Genomic DNA, 16,545 nt, shown 5'->3' with positions numbered 1-16,545 from the left:
AGCGGAGTTGATTCGTCGGGCGAGGGCCTCGGGCCCCCATTGCGCCTCTCGGAGCAGGCCGGCCAGCCGTTGGTTGGCGCGGGATGTTGTGGGTTCGGCTTCCACGGTGGGATCCCCCTTCCGGGTGCCGGTAGTGCAGCCGCGGGCCTGACAGTAGCGGCCATGGTCAGTGGCGGGGAGCGAAGCGCACCATCCGCACCAGGTTCCGAGCGAGGGGCACCGATGGCACTGCGTCGATGCCTGCCCCAGGCGCTTGGAACCGACAAAGGTCGATGTGTGGGCAGGGTCAGGGTCTCGGTTGTCGCCCCGGGATTCCTGCAGTTGATGCCCATTAGTCGACCTGCGGTCGCAAGGGAGAGCTGCCATGCCACGTCTGTTTTCCGGTCAGCCGGTTGGAGCCGATCCCGTCCTTACCGCTGGCATTGATCTGCTGGTGCGTCCCGGCCGGATGTCATTACGGCCCGACGATCGCGGTCAGTCACTGCACGAGCAGGCCGGTAATGAACCGGGCCGGATCAGTAAAGCCATCGTCGTAGGCCCGGCGCGGTTGAGCCAGGTCACTCGGACGGCGGGCGAGAACTCAGCCGGTTCGCTGCCGCTGTTGCTGAGCGTGAATCAGGAGGGCGGCCGGTTGAACGCGCTGGACTGGCCGGGTGTGGCTCAGTTGCCGGGAAATCTGGCGCTTGGGGCGGCGGGGGACGAGGACCTGGCCGAGCTGGCAGGGGCGGCGATCGGTGAGCAGCTCCGGGCGGTGGGGTTGACCTGGAATTTGGCGCCGGTGTGCGACACCGCAGGGTGGCCGGCGGCTGCTGCGGTTGGCGCTCGCTCCTTCGGCTCCGATCCTGAACGGGTTGGGCTGTTGGCGGCAGCGTTCGTGCGCGGAGTGCAGGGGGCTGGCGTCGCGGCGACGGCCAAGCACTTTCCCGGTCTGGGCGGGGTTGGTGGGGACCCGCACCACGTCGCGCCGGTGGTCGACCGACTCGGCCAGGGTGCGTTGCTGCCGTTTCGAGCGGCGATTGACGCGCAGGTGGCGTGCGTGATGGTCGGCAGCCACACCGTGCTCGCCGTGGACAACAAGCCGGCGTTGGCATCGCCGCGCGTGCTGGATTTGTTGCGCGAAGAGCTGGGCTTCGGCGGTGTGGTGGTGAGCGAGAACTTGTCGATTCCTGCGGTGCACGAGCCGCTCGGCGGTCCGGCCCGGGCGGCGGTCGCCGCGGTGGCCGCCGGGGTGGACATCGTGATGCTGGACTCGGAGGTTTCCCGGGGGCGCAGCTCGTCGGCGGCACGGACGGCGGCGGTTCGGCGGCGCGCGAAGGTGGTGCAGGCGCTGACGGCGGCGGTCGAGCAGGGCGTGATTGACCGCCAGCGGATCGGCGAGGCCGTGGACCGTGTGCAGGCGCTGCACCGGCGCTACGGCCTGATGCCCGGCGCGGTTCGACCGGAGTGGCCGTCGGCGAACTCGGCGGCCTGGCGTGCGGCGGAACGGATCGCTGACCGTTCGGTGGCGGTGGTGCGTGGAGACCGTCTCCTCCCGCTGGATGTGCCGTCTGGCAAGGTGCTGGCCTTGGTGCGGGTGCCTGACGAGGGGCAGCGGCGCGCCGACAGTGCCCGCTTAACGCCGGACTATCTGCCCACGCTGCTAGCCGCGCATCACCGTGTGGTGCAGGTGCCGGTCGGCGCTCCAGTGCCGACGGCCGGTCCGGTGATCGTGTACGGCTACGACACCGGCACCACGACCGCGGGTCCGAGTAGAGCTGTCCAGGAAGCCACCCGGCTGGTCGAGTGCAGGCGGAGGGTTGTTCAGGTCGCGATCGGTGACGTGGACGACCTGGGCGGCTCGCCCGCGCCGGTGTTGGTGGCCGCGTTCAGCCCGCACTGGGCCTCTGTCGCGGCGGTGGCCCGAATCCTGCTCGGCGACGGCCGCGCCCACGGTGTCGTGCCCGTCTCCGGTGCGTCATGGTGACCCGGGTTCCAGCCGGCCAACTCGCTAGTTTCCTGCAGTGTCTCTTTGAAGCAGCAGGGATGACACGAGCCGGGGCGCGCGTGATGGCCAATTCCCACGTGGAGGCTGACCTCCGCGGCATCCCCGGCCATGGCAGCCGATTGGCCCCCGGCTACCTGGACAAGCTGCGCACCGGGCGCCTGAACGCGCGTCCCCTGGTTCGGATCGTGCAGGACGAGGAAGCGGTCCTGGTCGTGGACGCCGACCTGGCTCCGGGACCGGTGGCCGCCCGCTTGGCGGTCGCCGCGGCGATGCTCCGTGCCCGGCGCTGTGGCATCGCCGCTGTGACCGTTCGTCGGGCCGGTCATGTCGGCGCGCTCGGCATTCCCGCCGCGCAGCTGGCCCGGCGCGGCCTGGTGGGCGTCGCTGCCGCGCAGGCGTCCGCGCGCAGCGTGGCCCTGATCGGAGGCACTAACACGCCGGTCCTGGGCAGCAGCGCACTGGCGGTCGCCGTTCCAGCTCCGGACCGGCAGCGCCCGGTGCTGGTGGACCTGGCCGCTGCCGCGATGTCGTGGGGCCGCCTGCACCACCTGGCCCGCTCGGGACAGGCGTTACCCAACGGGTCCGCTCTCGACGCGAGCGGGAATCGGGTCCACGATCCGCACCTCGCCGTGGCGCTATTGCCCGTGGGCGAGCGCGGCCAAGCCCTGGCGATCGTCCTGGAACTGCTGGTCGGCGCCCTGACCGGGAGCACCCCCTTGCCGGCAGGAGACGACGGCCGCGGACTGCTCGTCGTAGCGGTCGACCCTCGCCGCCTCGCCGGCGCCGAGTCGCTCGCCACCGGCGTAGCCGCTGTCGCCCTAGCGGTGCGCGAGCAGGGTGCCCGGATGCCCGGGGACCGCGCCTGGGCCCAGCGCGACCGGGCCCGCCAGGACGGCATCGCCCTCGACGCCGACGACATCGCCGCGCTCGTTGAGGCCGGTCGCCGCGTGAACGTCCGTGCTCCCCACGGATGGATCCAACCCGAACCCCTGGAAGCCAGCGCCGGATCACAGAAGGAGCAGATGTGAGCAGTCCGACCAGCACACCGACCCTCGGCGGCCCACCGGCCGCCGACCAACCGGCTTTCTACCGCGGTGCGGCCCGATCCGAGGTCGCCCGCCGCCTGCAAGCCGTCCTCGACCTATCCGACCCCTACCCGGTCTTGAACGCGGCGCGCCAACTCGCCGCTGGGCGGTTGGAGCGTGCCCTGGCTGACGTCGTTGCGGGCCGGCTGCTGCACGAGCCCACCGGCCGCCGCATCCCGCTGCAGGAACTACCCGCCCGCACGATCGCTGCGCTCACCCGCATCCACCACCTCGACGCGGACCAGAGCGACGCCCTGGGATTCGCGCTGCGCTGCGCCTTCGCGTGGCCCGGCGTCGTCGGTACGCCGGACGCTCCGCACGCGCTCAAGTCGGTGCTCCCGGCCGGATTCGCGCCGAAAGCAACGGTCGAGCAGATCGCCGCGAGCCAGGCCACCGCCGGTCCCGACGGGTTGAACACCAGCTACATGATCTCGCAGATGAAGGGCGGCATGTCCGCCGACTTCGGCATCGGCTGCCCCCTGATGTGCGCCTACTGCTACCGGCGCGAAGGCGACACCGTCGACGGCTACCTCGGCTCCTGGGAGCCGACCGGGTTCCTCGAACCGGAGGATGTCGTCGCGCGGCTGTTGTCGCACCCGTGGTTCACCCCGCACCACACGCCCATCGGCCTGCACATGTCCACCTCCGAGGCGTTCCTGCCGAAGCTGTGGCCGCGAACCTGGCGCGCGTTGCAGCTGCTCGACCAGCTCGGTCTGACCAACCGCGTCTCGTGCATCACGAAGTACACCCTCTCCGATGAGCAGATCGACTGCCTGGAATCCCTCGTCCACGTCGACCTCGACATCAACGTCTGCTACGCCGCCATGCCCGAGTCGATCGAGCCACCCAACCGTGGGCGCCGCCTGCGGTTCCTCCGCCGCATCCTGCACTCGGAGAAGATCAACGTCCTGGCGTACTACCGGCCGATCGCCGAAGGACTCAACACCACCGACGCCCACCTGCGACACGTATGGCAGACCTTCAAGGACGCCGACGCCCGCACCGTCGTCCTCGGCGGGCTGAAGTTCGCCGACGACCACGTCCACTCCTTCATGTCCTACGGGCTGCCCCTGCCCGCAGGCTCCTTCACCCCCGGCAAGAAACTGCTCACCGCCAGCACCGAAGCGCGGATCATGGCCGCCTTCGACGAGGTGTACGCCGACGTCGCCCCCGACTGGCGCCCCGCGGTCCTGAAACGATCCTCGTGCGGTCGAGCGGTGGAACGCGGCAGCCAAATCCCCGACTACAACGGCCACTACGACCAGCCCACCACCAACTGCCGACTGCGCTGCCCCGCCGCCCAGCACGAGGTGTGCGCCGCAGCCCAGCCGCCGGACGAGGAGACAGTCCGGCACCTCCTGGCACGCATCGGCAGGCCTGACGCACGCGTGGACATCACCGGCATCACCACCGTCGTGCACGCCGATCTAAGCCCGTTCGAACGAACGTTCCTGCGCCAGAACCTGCTCTTCCCGGTGCACACCGCCCGGCAGGCCGCCGAACTCGTCGCCGGAAGGATCACCCGATGACCGCCGGCGCACGCCCCACGCCTAAGCGGATCTTCCTGCCCCTGGCCGAGTCCCCGTTGCTCAGGCGCCACGGCGACGAGGACGTCGACCTCGCCGTGCTCCTGGCCACGAACGCTGACCCCGAACCCGCGACCGTGCGGGCGCTGCTATCGATCACCGCCGCTCCGGCCGCCGACCGGATCGCCCACGCGCTCGACGAGCGAACGGACCTACCCCTCACCTCACTCGCGCTGCTCGTGGCACACCGCCCCGACGCTAAGCAGGCGAACGGTGCCCTGCGCGGCAGACTCTTCCCCGACAGCACCTCACCCAGTGCATGTCATCGATTCGCCCGCACCATGGCAACGCTCGTCCACCGGCCCGCATCGGTCGACGATGCATACCTCGACAGTGAACGATTCCGCGCATCCGCCGCCGCAGCGGACGCGGTCGTCCTGGAACAGCTACTGGCTCCGATCCTGGACGGGGTCACCCTGACCGGTCCCGCCCAGACCGGGCTGCTCGCGCTGCTCGACGCCCGCGCAGGCCGCGTCCCAACGGCCCCCATCGACCTAGCGGGCGCGACCGCCCTCGACCGCGCCCGCCAGCAGCAGGTGCGCGCCGCGCTTCTCGCACGGCGCGAACAGACGATTCGTGACCTCGCCGACCACACCGCCGGACTGACGCTGGCCGCCGAGCTGTGGTACTCCGCTCTCACGGCCACCGCCGACACCCCCGCGCAAGCCAGCCAGGCCCTCGCCCTGGCCGAGAACGCAGCCAACAGCCTCGCCTCGGGAGAAGACCCGGCCTGCGCCTGGCCCGCCGTCCGTCGCCGATGGCAGCACGTCACCGCCGCCGCGAGCGCCGCCGGAGCCCAGCCGGGTGGCTGGGAGCAGGCGTGGCAGGCAGCGGAGTTCACCGACGAGGGCGCACGGTGGGACGACACCCAACGCGCCCTCGTGGCCGGCTACGACCTGCTCGCCAACCACGTCCGCAGCACCTGGGGATCACCCGACACCCCGCCCACCCCCGACCACTACTGGGCCGCCGACCCCACCGGCCGAGCGCTGCTACACCTGGTCGCCGACCACCTCACCGGCCACCAGACACACAGCCCCCTCCCGCACTACACCGACCAACTCCTCATCGCCTTCGCGCACGGCCTCGCCAAGAACCGCCACGACAACATCCCCGCGGACCTACACCTGCACGGCCTGATCGCCGCCATCAAGGCCGCCCGGTCCAAAGCCGCCCTCCTGACACGGCCGGTCCCCGCCGACCTCGGCATCGTCGTGCCGATGCGCGCCGAAGCCCACCGCCTCACCACCACACACTGCGACGACGCGCTCACCGTCAAGGTCGCCCAACTGGGCTGGCTCCTGCAAGCCTGCCCTGACGCCCACGCCGACCTCCTCCTGGTCGACGAGAGCACCGACGGCGCCTCCGCCCGCGCCGCCCGCGCGATCGACGTCGACCACCCGCAGATCCGCGTGACCGTCGCCCAACGCCCCGACGACACCAGCGCAAAAGGTGGCGCCGTGATCTGGGGCCTCACTGAACTCGCCGGTGCCGGCCGCACCATCCTCGCCTACACCGACCTCGACCTCACCTACCCCCTGGAGCAACTCGGTCTTCACGTTGCCGCCCTCGACCAACCCGGCGTCGGCGCCGTCATCGGCTCCCGCCGCCGCCCCGACTCCCACGGCTACTACCCGCCCAGCGGCCCGAACCCCGCCACCCGGCTCTACCAGCGAGCCGTCCGGGACCTGCTGCAACTCGACGCCACCGACCCGCAGGCCGGCTTCAAAGCCTTCCCGGCCACCGCCCTGCGCACCGCACTGCCCCTCACCGCCGACCACAGCTTGGCGTTCGACACCGACCTCCTCGCCGCCATCGCGCGCAGCGGACACACCGTGGCCGAAGTCGGCGTCGCCGCCCTCCACCAGTACACCGAAGGTCACCGGAGCACCCCGCACGACTACGACACCATGCTCAACGGCGTCCACCGGCAGGCCATGCGCCACGGCCTCGTCCCCGACACACGCCGGACCCCGACGTGGGACCGCATCCGTCAGGCCGGCTCCCTGGCCGCAGCCGCCGCCGAACCCACAACCACCACCATGCTCAAGGCGCCCACCTCACGCTGACGAATCCTCGCGGGCCGCCGGCGTCGACACGCCGGCGGCCTGCACCCGTGCGCGCCTTCACCATGTGCCCCGAATCGGACCAGTGCGATGCGTAAACTGCACAGATCCGCCCGGCTCACTGTCGCCACACCCTGACGGCCGGTGCAACCCAACCGAAAGGTAAGCGCGTGAGGGCCGTCATCGCTGTCGCCGGCATGGGCAGCCGCTTCTTCCCCATCGGCAAAACCATCAACAAGTGCATGCTGCCGATCCTCAACCAGCCAGTCGTCGCCTACGCGGTCGCTGACTGCGTTGCCGCAGGCGCCCACGAAATCGCGATTGTCACCGCCCCCGGCGAAATCGGCCGCCAGGTGCGTCATTACTTCACCGAAGACCACGACCTGAAGGACTACTTCACCGCGCGCGGCTGGCAGGACAAGTACGCGCCCCTCGCCGAGCTGCACAGCCAAGCCGACTTCACATTCATCGAACAACCACGCGACGACCGGTACGGCACCGCCCTGCCCGCCATCGTCGCCGCTGACTTCATCGCCGGCGACGACTTCCTCCTCGTCGCCGGCGACGACCTCCTCCTCCGCCACGACGGCGGGTCAGACCTGGCGGACCTCGCCGCTGCCCGGGCCAACGCCGGAGTACCGGCCGCGCTCGCCGCCGCCACGGTGCCCGGCGCCGAGGCCCACCGCTACGGCATCCTCCACCCGCGAGTGGCCGGGGGCCACCAGCTACTCGATCAGCTGCTGGAGAAGCCGCTGGACTACGGCGAGCCGGCCGCGTACATCAACATCAGCCGAACGCTGCTACCCGCCGACGCCATGGCCTACTTCCAGAAGCTGACTCCAGCGCCGAATGGCGAGTTTCAGGCCACCGACGCTGTCATCGCTTTCGCCCGCGACAACGACGTACTGATCCACCCCGTCACCGGTGAGTACCACGACTGCGGCAATCCCACTGGCTGGTTGGCGGCCAACAACGCCGCAGCCCAAGCGATCGTGGCCTCTGGGCCGCGCGCCTGATCACGATTCAGTCGACCGCGCCAACACCTGCGATGCCAACTCCGCCACCGGCAGCTCGCCATCTAGCACCACAGTGCCAGCCGGCAACAAGCCGACAGCGGCAGCGCAGCGGGTCACCTGCTCCAGCCGCCACGTACGCACCTGCGCATCACGAACCGGATCATCAGGCCAGACTGACTGCGCCTCGATTCGAGCCTGTAGGACACGGATGGGCACGTCGATGAAGAAATGGTCGACGCCCACGTTGTGGGCGCGCAGCCGGCTGAAAATTTCCTCGAGATACGACGGCTCCACCACGGTCATCGGTACCACGAGCGTGCGTCCGTACTCCTCCAGTAGTGCTATCGCCGTGTCCGCAACGCTACGACGCCACACCCGCAGATCCTGGAAATCGCCGCTCGCGGGCAGCGGAACTATCTCGCGGACCATGAACCCCGGCAACTCCGCATCGAACATCAACAGCCGAGGATGCTCCGCGGTTAACTTCTCCGACAGAGTCGTCTTTCCCGCGCCGAACGCACCGTTGATCCAGATCACTCGCATGTACCGCTCCTCACACGCTGTTGGTGCAAGATTCCCGGTGAAGATCACCCCGCTGCCCGGCGTCGCCGAACAGTCTCTGTGACGCGCTCGGCAGCCTGGGCTAGTGGTGGCGGTCGGTTGGGTGGTTGTCCGGGCCCGATGGTGTTGCCATTGCTCGCCTTAGCGCTGGCGGTCCGCGCCCGGCGGCTGGTCTGGGTCGGTGTCCGATGGTCGGGGCATTTCCGGGCCGCTGGCGCCCATGCGCAGCAGGGTCTCGATGCGGGTGACCCGGAAGTGGCGCCCGAGCGCGGTGACGTCGTCGACGGGATTGGTATCGAGGGTGTCGGCGGTGTGTTGGTAGGCGGCTGCCTGGTCATCGGTCAGCCTCAGTAGGCGCGGTTCGATGTGGCGCAGGCCGAAGGCGACCTCGTCGCGGGCCAGCTGTGGTGTGGCCACCGCGCGACTGTAGGGCCGCCACGACCCACCGACGGATTCGGCGGCGGCGTAGCGGGTCGGCAGGATGACCCCGACTGGGTGGGAGGCGACGGCGGCGACGCTGTCGGCGTATACGTTGGCGGGCACCTTGGCGCGGGGGTAGTGCGCGGTCGCCAGCTCTACCCGCAGGGTTGCCTCACTCAGGCCGGTCGCCCCGTCTGGGTCGATGACGATTTCTGGGGCGAGGAAGCTGTCGTGGTCCTCGGCGTCGCGGGGGTCGCGGTCGGTGGGTCGGGGCGGTTCAGGCCCGTCCGGGCCGAACCGCGCGAACGTGTCCACCCGCACGATGCGGTGCACGCGGCCGGTGATCATCACCTCGTTGACCTTCTCCCGGTCCAGGACGCCGAGCGCGGTGGTCAACTCCGCAGCCAACGGAGGGTCGGTGGTCTCGTCGAGCTGCTCCATGACGTGGTGCGCAAGATTGTCGCGCGCGGCCTGCGGCGTGTCCGACACGACGGCGTAGACCTGCCACCGCCCGCCCTCTGCCTGCACGGCGTGGCCAAACAGTGGGGCGCCGATGCGGATCTTCGGGTAGGCCGCCGTTCTCCGTGCCGCGTCGTCCTCGGTGACCGCGCCGACTGGGTCGGTGAGCTGCTGCACCCGCAGGACTACCGGCGGCTGCATTTCGTCGGCACTCATGCCACGGATTGTGTGACGGTTCGATGGCCTGTGTCACGAGGGCGCGCCCTTATGGCGCGATGCTGATCAACGCGTTCGACACCGCAGGGTTGGCTGGCCCGCGTGCACTCTGCCGCCTCGACCTGGCCACCGCGCACCTGCACGCCGACAATCCCGACCCCGAGGAAGCAGGCGCACTGGCGGTGGAGGCGCTCACCCTCACCGCGGACCAGCGTTTCGAATCGGTACACCAACGTGCCCGTCAGTTCCTCGCCGCCGCCTACCCCTTCGCCCGCCACCCGCAGCTACGGCACGTCGCCGACCTGCTCGCCGACCGTACAGAGGTCGCTGCCACCGGACAGGCCGCTCTACCATCGCTGTTATGAGCAGCCGGGAACTGGCCAGCCTGCACCAACGCTGGACCGCCTACCAGCACCTGCCCGAGCTCACCAACCACTGGTACTGGCGCCCGGGCTGGCGGGCCGACCGCGAGTTCTACACCTGGCACCTCACCTTCGAACACCAAGCTGAACTCCACGACCTCCGTCACCGACGTGCAGCGCCAACTTGCTCTGCCCGGACTGGACCTGGTTCCACTCAGCGGGCTCCACCTGACCATGCAAGGTCTCGGGTTCACCGACGAGGTCGCCAATAGCGACCTTGCAGCAGTCGTCGCTGCAACCCGGCGACGCTGCGCCAGCCTGCCGTGGCTGGAGCTGTCACTTGGCCCGGTCGACCCTGACGCCGAAGGAATCGGCATGCTCGTCCGCCCCTGGGACCGCGTCGAACACCTCCGCGCCACCATCCGCGATGCCATCGGCGCGGTGTGGCAGACAGTGCCGGAGGCCGCAGAAGGATTCCGGCCGCACGTGACGATCGCCTACAGCGGCTCGCAAGCACCGACCGCACCAATCCGCGACCGCCTCAACGCCTTCCGCCACCAGCCAGGGTGACCATCCGACAGGCAACGCTGATCGCGCTGCGCCGAGAACACCGCAATTACCGGTGGACAACCGTGGCGACCGCGCCCCTTGGCGGGTGACGCACTGGGGCCATGCTCCACTTCAGCGAACCCACGACTCGGCGCCGCCAGAGGTGGCACACGGTTGTAAGCCACGCGCTGTGAGGACCGATGACCCCGGCGGGCATGGCGGTGCTGCATCGTGCGGGACGGAGACGCTGGTCGACTGCTTCGTGATGGCGCCATGTCCGCGTGCGATCCCTGAAGGTCGGGTCGTCGGAGGATGAGCAGGACGAGCCCCGCCTCGTGGAGCGGCCCGGTGACCTACTGGACAACCTGGAACTCTCCCGCAGGGAACCGCTGTCCATTCACCTGGATCTGCAATGCGAAGCCTCCGGGCTTGACCGCCGCCGTGCCGATCGAGCGCAAAGGATGCTCCTTGGACAGGGTGACAGCTTGACCTGGTTTGGCAGTCACCCTGTTGAGGAAATAGACCTTCTCGCGGCGCGGCCCCCGCTGCGCGGTCGGGGAAATTGCGTACGATATATGAAGAGGTACTGTCGCATCGACTAGCAGCTCGGCGCTGAATTCCAGGGTTTCCCCTGCGCGAAGGGCGGTGCGCTGGATGTTGACGAACGAGATTTCGACGCGTACGTCGCTCGGGTAGCCGAGAAACTCGTACGCGGGCGACCAACCTTTTTTAAGCGCGACTTTCAGGGCCTCGCGTGCGATGAAGTCGAACTCCTGCTCCCTGACGCGCCTGTCGGTTTTCCAGCGGGTCAAGGTGGCGATGACGAGATCGCCGTCGGTGGCGGCGATGTCGCGTAGATGGTTGGCGACCGATCGCGTCACGTATCGGCTCTTGTCGAGGTACAGATGGTCAAGGACCGGCAGCCCTGCTTCGGGGGGCAGGCTGAGGCGTGGTGACCAGGGGAGCGCGGGTCGCGTCGACTCGCTCGCCAGGCGCCGCACCCGGTAGTCGTGGTCCCTTGCCCAGGCTTGTACGGCGTTCATTGTCTGATTGGGGAAGTCGTTGAGGAAGTACCGAACCGCGTCTTCGGCGGAGAAGTAGCAGGTGAAGGTGCGCAGCGCATCGAGAGTCTGGTCAAGGTCTTTGCCGGTACGGCAGTAATGCGCTACGTAGTCGGAATGCGGTGAGTACAGATGGAGGCCGAAGTCGTTGGTGATGCCGGCGGCTTGCGGTGTGGGGGGCAGAGAGCGCAGCAGCACGTCTAGCGCCGCGGTGCCGGTGACCGGCAGGTGATCGTGTAAGCCCTTCGCGGTGCGGGCTATGCGTGCCTTGAGCTCCAACCGGGGCAGGTCGGCCATCACGTCGGCGATGAAACTCTCTGCGGCAAACGCCGGCAGGACCCTCTTCACCTCTCGCGCGATCCGAGCAATCCGCTCCGCGTTCAATGCTCGGTCCTTAACGAGTACCTTCTCGACCATGCCGGAACCCTAGTCGAGATCGCTCGCTTGACGATGCGGGGAATCGCCCCTTCGTATGATCCGTGCGATGGTCCGTCTAGCGGACAGCGGTTCGCTACAGCAGGGGCGGTAGCGGGAGCTGTCGCGGAGAGGCGGTATGAAGGACAGCATGGCGCCTGGCGAGTGGATCAGGCGGGCGTGCTGGCGGCCGACGATCCTGCCGAATAGCCGGTCATGATTGACACTCCGGACGCGGTTGGCGTCAGGGGTCGTGCCGCGAGCAGACTTCACCGTCAACTCCTGACGTCTCAGGTGTCGCGTGTGATCAGGGTGGTCGTACTGGCCCCGGCCACCCGTCGGACCAGGGTCGAGCAGGTGAACCAGATCAGCGATAGCATTCGGAACATCGGAATCTACGAGCGAGGCATGAGGTGCCTTACAAGAAATTTGTAAGGCACCTCATGCTCTTTCTAGCTTGGCCTCGGCGTTTCAGGCGCGCCCAGAGAGATCTATGGCGGCTCGCAGGTCGACAGGTCGGGCCGCGATCGTGATTGTCGCCGTGGCGGCGTTGATCCGGGCCGGACGGTCGTACCGGTCGAAGGTGACCATCCATCGTTGCCAGGCCGGTCCGGAGAACCGGGCCATGGTTTTTGGGTAGATCGGCTCGGCGTCGCCGGTGGTGACGTGTATCGATAGATTGTCGATCTGCGGGTCTTTCCATGGCCCTGTCTGCAGGGTGCCGGTGGCGTCCTCGTCGACGACCTCGACGACGAGCGACAGCCCGTGAGGGCCGTCGACGATACCCCAGTGCAGCAGGGCGAGACCGGCGGCCCGGCTGAGCACGGCCGGCGGGCGCAGAAGGCGGGGGTCTGCGATGGTCATGTTGTCACGCTAGCCGCCCGCCTCCTGCCGCACGGTCACATCGAGCAGCGCAGGATGGGTTCCGTCGTGCTGAGCACGTTGCCGATGTAGATCCCTCGTGCGTACACGTCGGTCGACAGCCGGTACTTGCGGCGGTCCGAGTTTTCGCAGCCGAGTCCCCCGAAGGCGTTCGCGACACGGGCCGTGCGCCACTGCGAGTCGATCGACCCTTCGTCCTGGAAAATGACGCACCAGATGTCGGAGCAGGTGCTCTGCAGCTCGACCACGATCCGGTGTGGCCAGTCGCGGGCGTAGTCGCAGGTCTGCGCCCCGCCGAACTCCAGCGTCGAGGAGCCGAGCATTCGCGGGTTGGTGAAGTTCCCGTAGCAGTAGGACACCGGGTAGGTCGGCGTTATCCCGGACTCAGTGGCCTGCTGGATGCGCCACTGGCCGGTGTCCTTGTCGACGGCGAGGGCCAGACCGGCCTTGGCTGCGGCGTCGCTGGTCGTGGCGGTCCAGGCGGTGCTGGTCGGCTCGGCGGGCGCCGGATCCGGAGCGGCTGCCTGGGCTGGGGAAGCCACGAGCAGGACGGCAGCGACCATGATCGGTGCCACCGCGAGCCGAACGAGAGAGAGTCTTTGCATGTGCTGCCTCCTTGTGGCGGGCGAACCCGGGCCATCTGGCCCATGCACACAGCGTTACCGCCGAGCTGACGGTTGAGAAGGGAGTCGGTGTTGCGGCAACATCGACGTCTTCGGATCGGAGGGTCAGGCGTATGGAGGCAGACCACGACGCCGTGCGCCACGTGTTCGGCGTGGTCCTGCATCACCTGCGCACCGAAGCAGGCATGAGCCTGCGCACCCTGGCCGCGCAGGCCCGCTACGACTACACCCGGCTCAGCCGCGCCGAGCACGGCGAACATCTGCCCGCCACCGAATGGGTCCAAGGCATCGACACCGCCCTGAACGCCGGCGGCCTTCTGAAGCTGCTGCGCTCCCTGGCCCCGGCCGAAGTGGCGCCAGCGAAGAGACGCACGATCCTTCCGCTGGCTGGCCTGCACACCGATGATGGCGATAACGTGACCTTGGAGTTGCAGACACCGGACGGGAGGACGGTGCTGGTGAAGCTGTCCCGACGCCAGCTCGGTGAACTCATGGCCAGTGGCCTCCTCCGCACTGTCCTACCCGCGGGCGTGACCGATCCCGATCAAGTCGACCGCGTCGCCAAGGTTCTCGCCGGCGAAAACGCGGTGGATTCACAGGCGCTCGAATACTTCGGGCGGCTGCTGAACGAACACTTCACTGCGGACAAGATGCTCGGGCCCCGGCAGCTAATCGGAACAACCCTCGCCCAGATCCGAGTCCTTGACCGGCTGCGACGCACCGCCCTACCCGACAACACCGCACCCGTGCTCCGGCTGCTCGCACAGTACGGCGAGTTTGCCGGCTGGCTGCACCAGGACCTCGGTGACACCACCGCGGCCCGCTACTGGTCAGACCGCGCTAGCCAATGGGCGCAGGCCACAGGCGACTACGCCACCGTGGCGTACCTGATGATCCGCAAGTCGAATATCGCGCTGCTCGACAACGATGCTCGCGACGTAATCGAGCTCGCGGCCGGTGCCCGTAGGGTGCCCCGCGCAACGAGCCCTCGCCTCCACGCGCTGGCCCTGCAGCAGGAAGCCCGTGGCTGGGCGCTCTACGGCGACGCCACCCGATTCCAGCGGAAACTCGAAGACGCCTTCACGCTCCTACGTGACCACCCCGCCGACGTCGATCCCGACGCACCGGTCTACCTGTACCAATACAACCTCGGCGAGCTGGTAGAGCAATCCGCTGGCGGCTACCGAGCCTGCGGACAGGCAGCCACAGCCGTTCGCATCCTCGAGAACAAGATCAAAGCAACAAGCGAGCACCTGCGGCGGGATCAAGGGCACCTGCTGGCCAAACTCGCCAACACCGTCCTGGCAACGAAAGACCCGGAACCGGATCGCGCGATCGCGCTGGGGATGCGCAGCGCCTCAGCGGCACACCTCACGGGTTCCGCCCGGATCACCCAAGAACTCCGCGCGCTCGACACCGTGATAGCGGCGCGCTTCCCAACCGTGCCGGGCCGCCGCGAACTAAACGAGGCGATTGCTGCGCTCGGCTAACCTTCACCCGGCCCGGTTCCGAAGCCACTGTTGTGCATTGTGTGCTGACGCCGGCATCAGCCGCTGGTCCTATCGACACCTACGGCTGAGCGATACACAGCGACCACGCCGACAGCATCGTGAAAAGTCATTCCACCATCCGACCGGTACGCCGACGCAGGGCGGCATCGATGAGGAGAGCGGCCTCGGTCGGCTGATGGTGGTCTGTGTGGATACGCAACGCGAAGTCGTCCGGCGCAGCAGTATCGAGGTCCTGCAAGGTCTCGTCCCATACGGTCAGCCGTGCGTCCACGTCGACGCTGCCCCTCAGGCGGGCACGTGTGAAGGTTGTATCCCGGGAGCACCAGAGCAACACCGGCAGCCAGTCAACCTCGTAGGCGCGCAGGGCACGTACGCCGACGACCTGACCCATGTGCACGACCGGAATCTGGCCGGCGGCGAAGGCAGCGTCAAGGCCGGGCCGGTCGACGACGTATCGATTCCCGTAGCGATCATTCTCGTAAACCACGAGACCGTCAGCGCGCAGCTGCTGCAATTCCAGTGCACTAGCCAGTCGATATCTTGTGGTATCGCCGTGTTCAGCGGCGAGTTTGATTTTTCCGAATCCGACGTAGCGCGGATCGAGCTGATGCAGAGCTGCGGTGATGGTGTCCTTGCCGGACGCTGGTGGGCCATACAGGACGATCGCCGGAGTGGTCACGAGGGCGAGACTATCCGAGCCACCGCATCGGCGTGCCCGAAGAGCCCGGCAGCCGCGTGACGTGCGTTGTCGACGACGAAGTGCGGCAGCGCTGGCCGCAACGTCGGGTCAACGCTGGCGGCGTATGTGTCCCAATGGTTGAGCTTCCAGCTGTCGCGTGCGGCGTCTCGACGCACCAGATAGTCGTACATGGAATCGACGTCCGCGTCGACCCACACGGAGAGGATGCCAATCCCGCGAGTGCTGCACCTATTCGTGAGGCGCTGGAGCCACCCGGGATTTGGTAATTCTTGCAGGAAGGGGGCGCTGACAATGCAGGACCCGCCAGCATCCAGTTGAGCGAAAGCCGCGTTTAGTACACAACGATACTCCACCGGACGGACTTGGCGTAGGTATGCCTCCGAGTGCCGATCGTTGGGGTCGCGATCCATCGCAGACAACAGGTCCTCAACCAAGGGACGAGTGATCTGGTCCTTATCCAGCAACGTCCAACCAGTAATGCTGGCCAACATCCGGCCGAGTTCGGTCTTCCCGGAGCCCGCGTATCCTCCGATCAGAACAAGCGCGGGAGCACTCTCAGGCCGACCTGCGCGGGCCTCGTGCGCATCGAAAATTCGCCGTCGCAAGCCTTCGACGCTCGGCCCGGCGTTGTCGCCCGAACCTACCGCCGCAGTATGCCGGATGACATGATCCATCAACGGGTGTGCCCCACGGTGGCGGGCGGTGGTGGCGACGAGCGCTTGGTGACGACGCCTGCCACGTGTCAGCCGCTCCATCCGGTCGTACTCTTGGATCAAAGCGCCATCGGCGCCTAGCAACGTGTCGCAGCGGACCCAGAATTCACGGTCTACGCGCTGATGACCGGTCTCCACGTTCGCAATGGTGCTGCGGCCGTAGCAGGCCAGCGGGGCGAAGGTGTGTTGGGTGTAGCCGGCCGCTTTGCGCAGTGCCGCCAGCGTTTGCCCCAGCGCTAGCCAGGCACCACTGGGGTCGTCCGCCGCTGGAAATGACATCGACAGGCTCCTGAGTTGAGGCGCTGGCGGAGGGCAGAGTTATCGCTGCTCATCCGGC

15 protein-coding genes are annotated in these 16,545 nt (G+C 68.1%); 8 read left to right on the top strand and 7 right to left on the bottom strand.

Features of this window, described 5'->3' with window-relative positions; translation table 11 throughout:
• The first annotated feature begins 364 nt into the window (after positions 1 to 364).
• The 5 genes from O7620_RS21380 to O7620_RS21360 all read left to right on the top strand — a co-directional run bounded on the left by O7620_RS21380 (position 365) and on the right by O7620_RS21360 (position 7,737).
• Positions 365 to 1,963 (top strand): glycoside hydrolase family 3 N-terminal domain-containing protein, encoded by a 1,599-nt coding sequence (locus O7620_RS21380; RefSeq protein ID WP_278124697.1) that lies wholly within the window; start codon positions 365 to 367, stop codon positions 1,961 to 1,963.
• Complete coding sequence (locus tag O7620_RS21375) at positions 1,957 to 3,012, top strand: Ldh family oxidoreductase (protein WP_278124696.1); 1,056 nt, start codon at positions 1,957 to 1,959, stop codon at positions 3,010 to 3,012. Before O7620_RS21380 ends, O7620_RS21375 begins: the two co-directional genes overlap by 7 nt.
• Positions 3,009 to 4,598: a hypothetical protein gene (locus O7620_RS21370; protein ID WP_278124695.1), complete on the top strand. Its 1,590-nt coding sequence runs from the start codon at positions 3,009 to 3,011 to the stop codon at positions 4,596 to 4,598. Before O7620_RS21375 ends, O7620_RS21370 begins: the two co-directional genes overlap by 4 nt.
• Positions 4,595 to 6,724 (top strand): glycosyltransferase, encoded by a 2,130-nt coding sequence (locus O7620_RS21365; RefSeq protein ID WP_278124694.1) that lies wholly within the window; start codon positions 4,595 to 4,597, stop codon positions 6,722 to 6,724. The genes O7620_RS21370 and O7620_RS21365 overlap by 4 nt, the downstream gene beginning before the upstream one ends.
• Before the next feature lie 167 nt (positions 6,725 to 6,891).
• A complete protein-coding gene (locus O7620_RS21360) occupies positions 6,892 to 7,737 on the top strand; it encodes a sugar phosphate nucleotidyltransferase (protein WP_278124692.1) in 846 nt (281 codons plus the stop codon).
• On the opposite strand, the gene O7620_RS21355 is transcribed toward O7620_RS21360, so the two are convergent.
• Together O7620_RS21355 and O7620_RS21350 are read right to left on the bottom strand one after the other, a co-directional pair.
• A complete protein-coding gene (locus O7620_RS21355; protein WP_278124691.1) occupies positions 7,738 to 8,280 on the bottom strand; it encodes an AAA family ATPase in 543 nt (180 codons plus the stop codon). It lies immediately after the preceding gene.
• Positions 8,281 to 8,439: 159 nt separating this feature from the next.
• A complete protein-coding gene (locus O7620_RS21350; RefSeq protein WP_278124690.1) occupies positions 8,440 to 9,393 on the bottom strand; it encodes a DUF5954 family protein in 954 nt (317 codons plus the stop codon).
• A gap of 59 nt (positions 9,394 to 9,452) precedes the next feature.
• Here O7620_RS21350 and O7620_RS21345 point away from each other — a divergent pair, with 59 nt between their 5' ends.
• Positions 9,453 to 9,758 carry a hypothetical protein gene (locus O7620_RS21345; RefSeq protein ID WP_278124688.1) on the top strand — a complete coding sequence of 102 codons (306 nt, stop codon included), beginning with the start codon at positions 9,453 to 9,455 and terminating at the stop codon, positions 9,756 to 9,758.
• 168 nt (positions 9,759 to 9,926) lie between these two features.
• The gene (locus tag O7620_RS21340; RefSeq protein WP_278124686.1) at positions 9,927 to 10,325 is read left to right on the top strand and encodes a 2'-5' RNA ligase family protein; all 399 of its coding nucleotides are present in this window, start codon (positions 9,927 to 9,929) and stop codon (positions 10,323 to 10,325) included.
• A 332-nt stretch (positions 10,326 to 10,657) separates the two neighbouring features.
• Here the strand turns inward: O7620_RS21340 and O7620_RS21335 are convergent, their stop codons facing one another.
• The 3 genes from O7620_RS21335 to O7620_RS21325 form a co-directional block, all read right to left on the bottom strand.
• Positions 10,658 to 11,782, bottom strand: a complete 1,125-nt coding sequence (locus O7620_RS21335) for a hypothetical protein (protein ID WP_278124684.1) — start codon at positions 11,780 to 11,782, stop codon at positions 10,658 to 10,660.
• Between the two features lie 468 nt (positions 11,783 to 12,250).
• Complete coding sequence (locus O7620_RS21330; protein WP_278124682.1) at positions 12,251 to 12,643, bottom strand: hypothetical protein; 393 nt, start codon at positions 12,641 to 12,643, stop codon at positions 12,251 to 12,253.
• Between the two features lie 35 nt (positions 12,644 to 12,678).
• Complete coding sequence (locus O7620_RS21325; RefSeq protein WP_278124680.1) at positions 12,679 to 13,266, bottom strand: hypothetical protein; 588 nt, start codon at positions 13,264 to 13,266, stop codon at positions 12,679 to 12,681.
• Positions 13,267 to 13,397: 131 nt separating this feature from the next.
• Here O7620_RS21325 and O7620_RS21320 point away from each other — a divergent pair, with 131 nt between their 5' ends.
• A complete protein-coding gene (locus O7620_RS21320) occupies positions 13,398 to 14,774 on the top strand; it encodes a helix-turn-helix transcriptional regulator (RefSeq protein ID WP_278124678.1) in 1,377 nt (458 codons plus the stop codon).
• Positions 14,775 to 14,901: 127 nt separating this feature from the next.
• Here the strand turns inward: O7620_RS21320 and O7620_RS21315 are convergent, their stop codons facing one another.
• On the bottom strand, positions 14,902 to 15,474 hold the full coding sequence (locus tag O7620_RS21315) for a kinase (RefSeq protein ID WP_278124676.1): 573 nt from the start codon (positions 15,472 to 15,474) through the stop codon (positions 14,902 to 14,904).
• Positions 15,471 to 16,487, bottom strand: coding sequence for a helix-turn-helix domain-containing protein (locus O7620_RS21310; RefSeq protein ID WP_278124675.1), 1,017 nt, complete (start codon positions 16,485 to 16,487; stop codon positions 15,471 to 15,473). The genes O7620_RS21315 and O7620_RS21310 overlap by 4 nt, the downstream gene beginning before the upstream one ends.
• Between the last annotated feature and the right edge of the window lie 58 nt (positions 16,488 to 16,545).

This window comes from Micromonospora sp. WMMD710, assembly GCF_029626045.1.
Lineage (GTDB): Bacteria > Actinomycetota > Actinomycetes > Mycobacteriales > Micromonosporaceae > Micromonospora.
The sequence above is the reverse complement of the archived record's forward strand: the minus strand, read 5'-3'. Positions and strand labels throughout refer to the sequence as shown.

What these genes read in the sequence shown, in the direction of transcription:
- O7620_RS21320 (WP_278124678.1), top strand. Translation starts at nt 13,398, where the DNA reads ATGGAGGCAGACCACGACGCCGTGCGCCACGTGTTCGGCGTGGTCCTG.
- O7620_RS21380 (WP_278124697.1), top strand. Translation starts at nt 365, where the DNA reads ATGCCACGTCTGTTTTCCGGTCAGCCGGTTGGAGCCGATCCCGTCCTT.
- O7620_RS21310 (WP_278124675.1), bottom strand. Translation starts at nt 16,487, where the DNA reads ATGTCATTTCCAGCGGCGGACGACCCCAGTGGTGCCTGGCTAGCGCTG.
- O7620_RS21345 (WP_278124688.1), top strand. Translation starts at nt 9,453, where the DNA reads ATGCTGATCAACGCGTTCGACACCGCAGGGTTGGCTGGCCCGCGTGCA.
- O7620_RS21330 (WP_278124682.1), bottom strand. Translation starts at nt 12,643, where the DNA reads ATGACCATCGCAGACCCCCGCCTTCTGCGCCCGCCGGCCGTGCTCAGC.
- O7620_RS21355 (WP_278124691.1), bottom strand. Translation starts at nt 8,280, where the DNA reads ATGCGAGTGATCTGGATCAACGGTGCGTTCGGCGCGGGAAAGACGACT.
- O7620_RS21350 (WP_278124690.1), bottom strand. Translation starts at nt 9,393, where the DNA reads ATGAGTGCCGACGAAATGCAGCCGCCGGTAGTCCTGCGGGTGCAGCAG.
- O7620_RS21335 (WP_278124684.1), bottom strand. Translation starts at nt 11,782, where the DNA reads ATGGTCGAGAAGGTACTCGTTAAGGACCGAGCATTGAACGCGGAGCGG.
- O7620_RS21325 (WP_278124680.1), bottom strand. Translation starts at nt 13,266, where the DNA reads ATGCAAAGACTCTCTCTCGTTCGGCTCGCGGTGGCACCGATCATGGTC.
- O7620_RS21375 (WP_278124696.1), top strand. Translation starts at nt 1,957, where the DNA reads ATGGTGACCCGGGTTCCAGCCGGCCAACTCGCTAGTTTCCTGCAGTGT.
- O7620_RS21365 (WP_278124694.1), top strand. Translation starts at nt 4,595, where the DNA reads ATGACCGCCGGCGCACGCCCCACGCCTAAGCGGATCTTCCTGCCCCTG.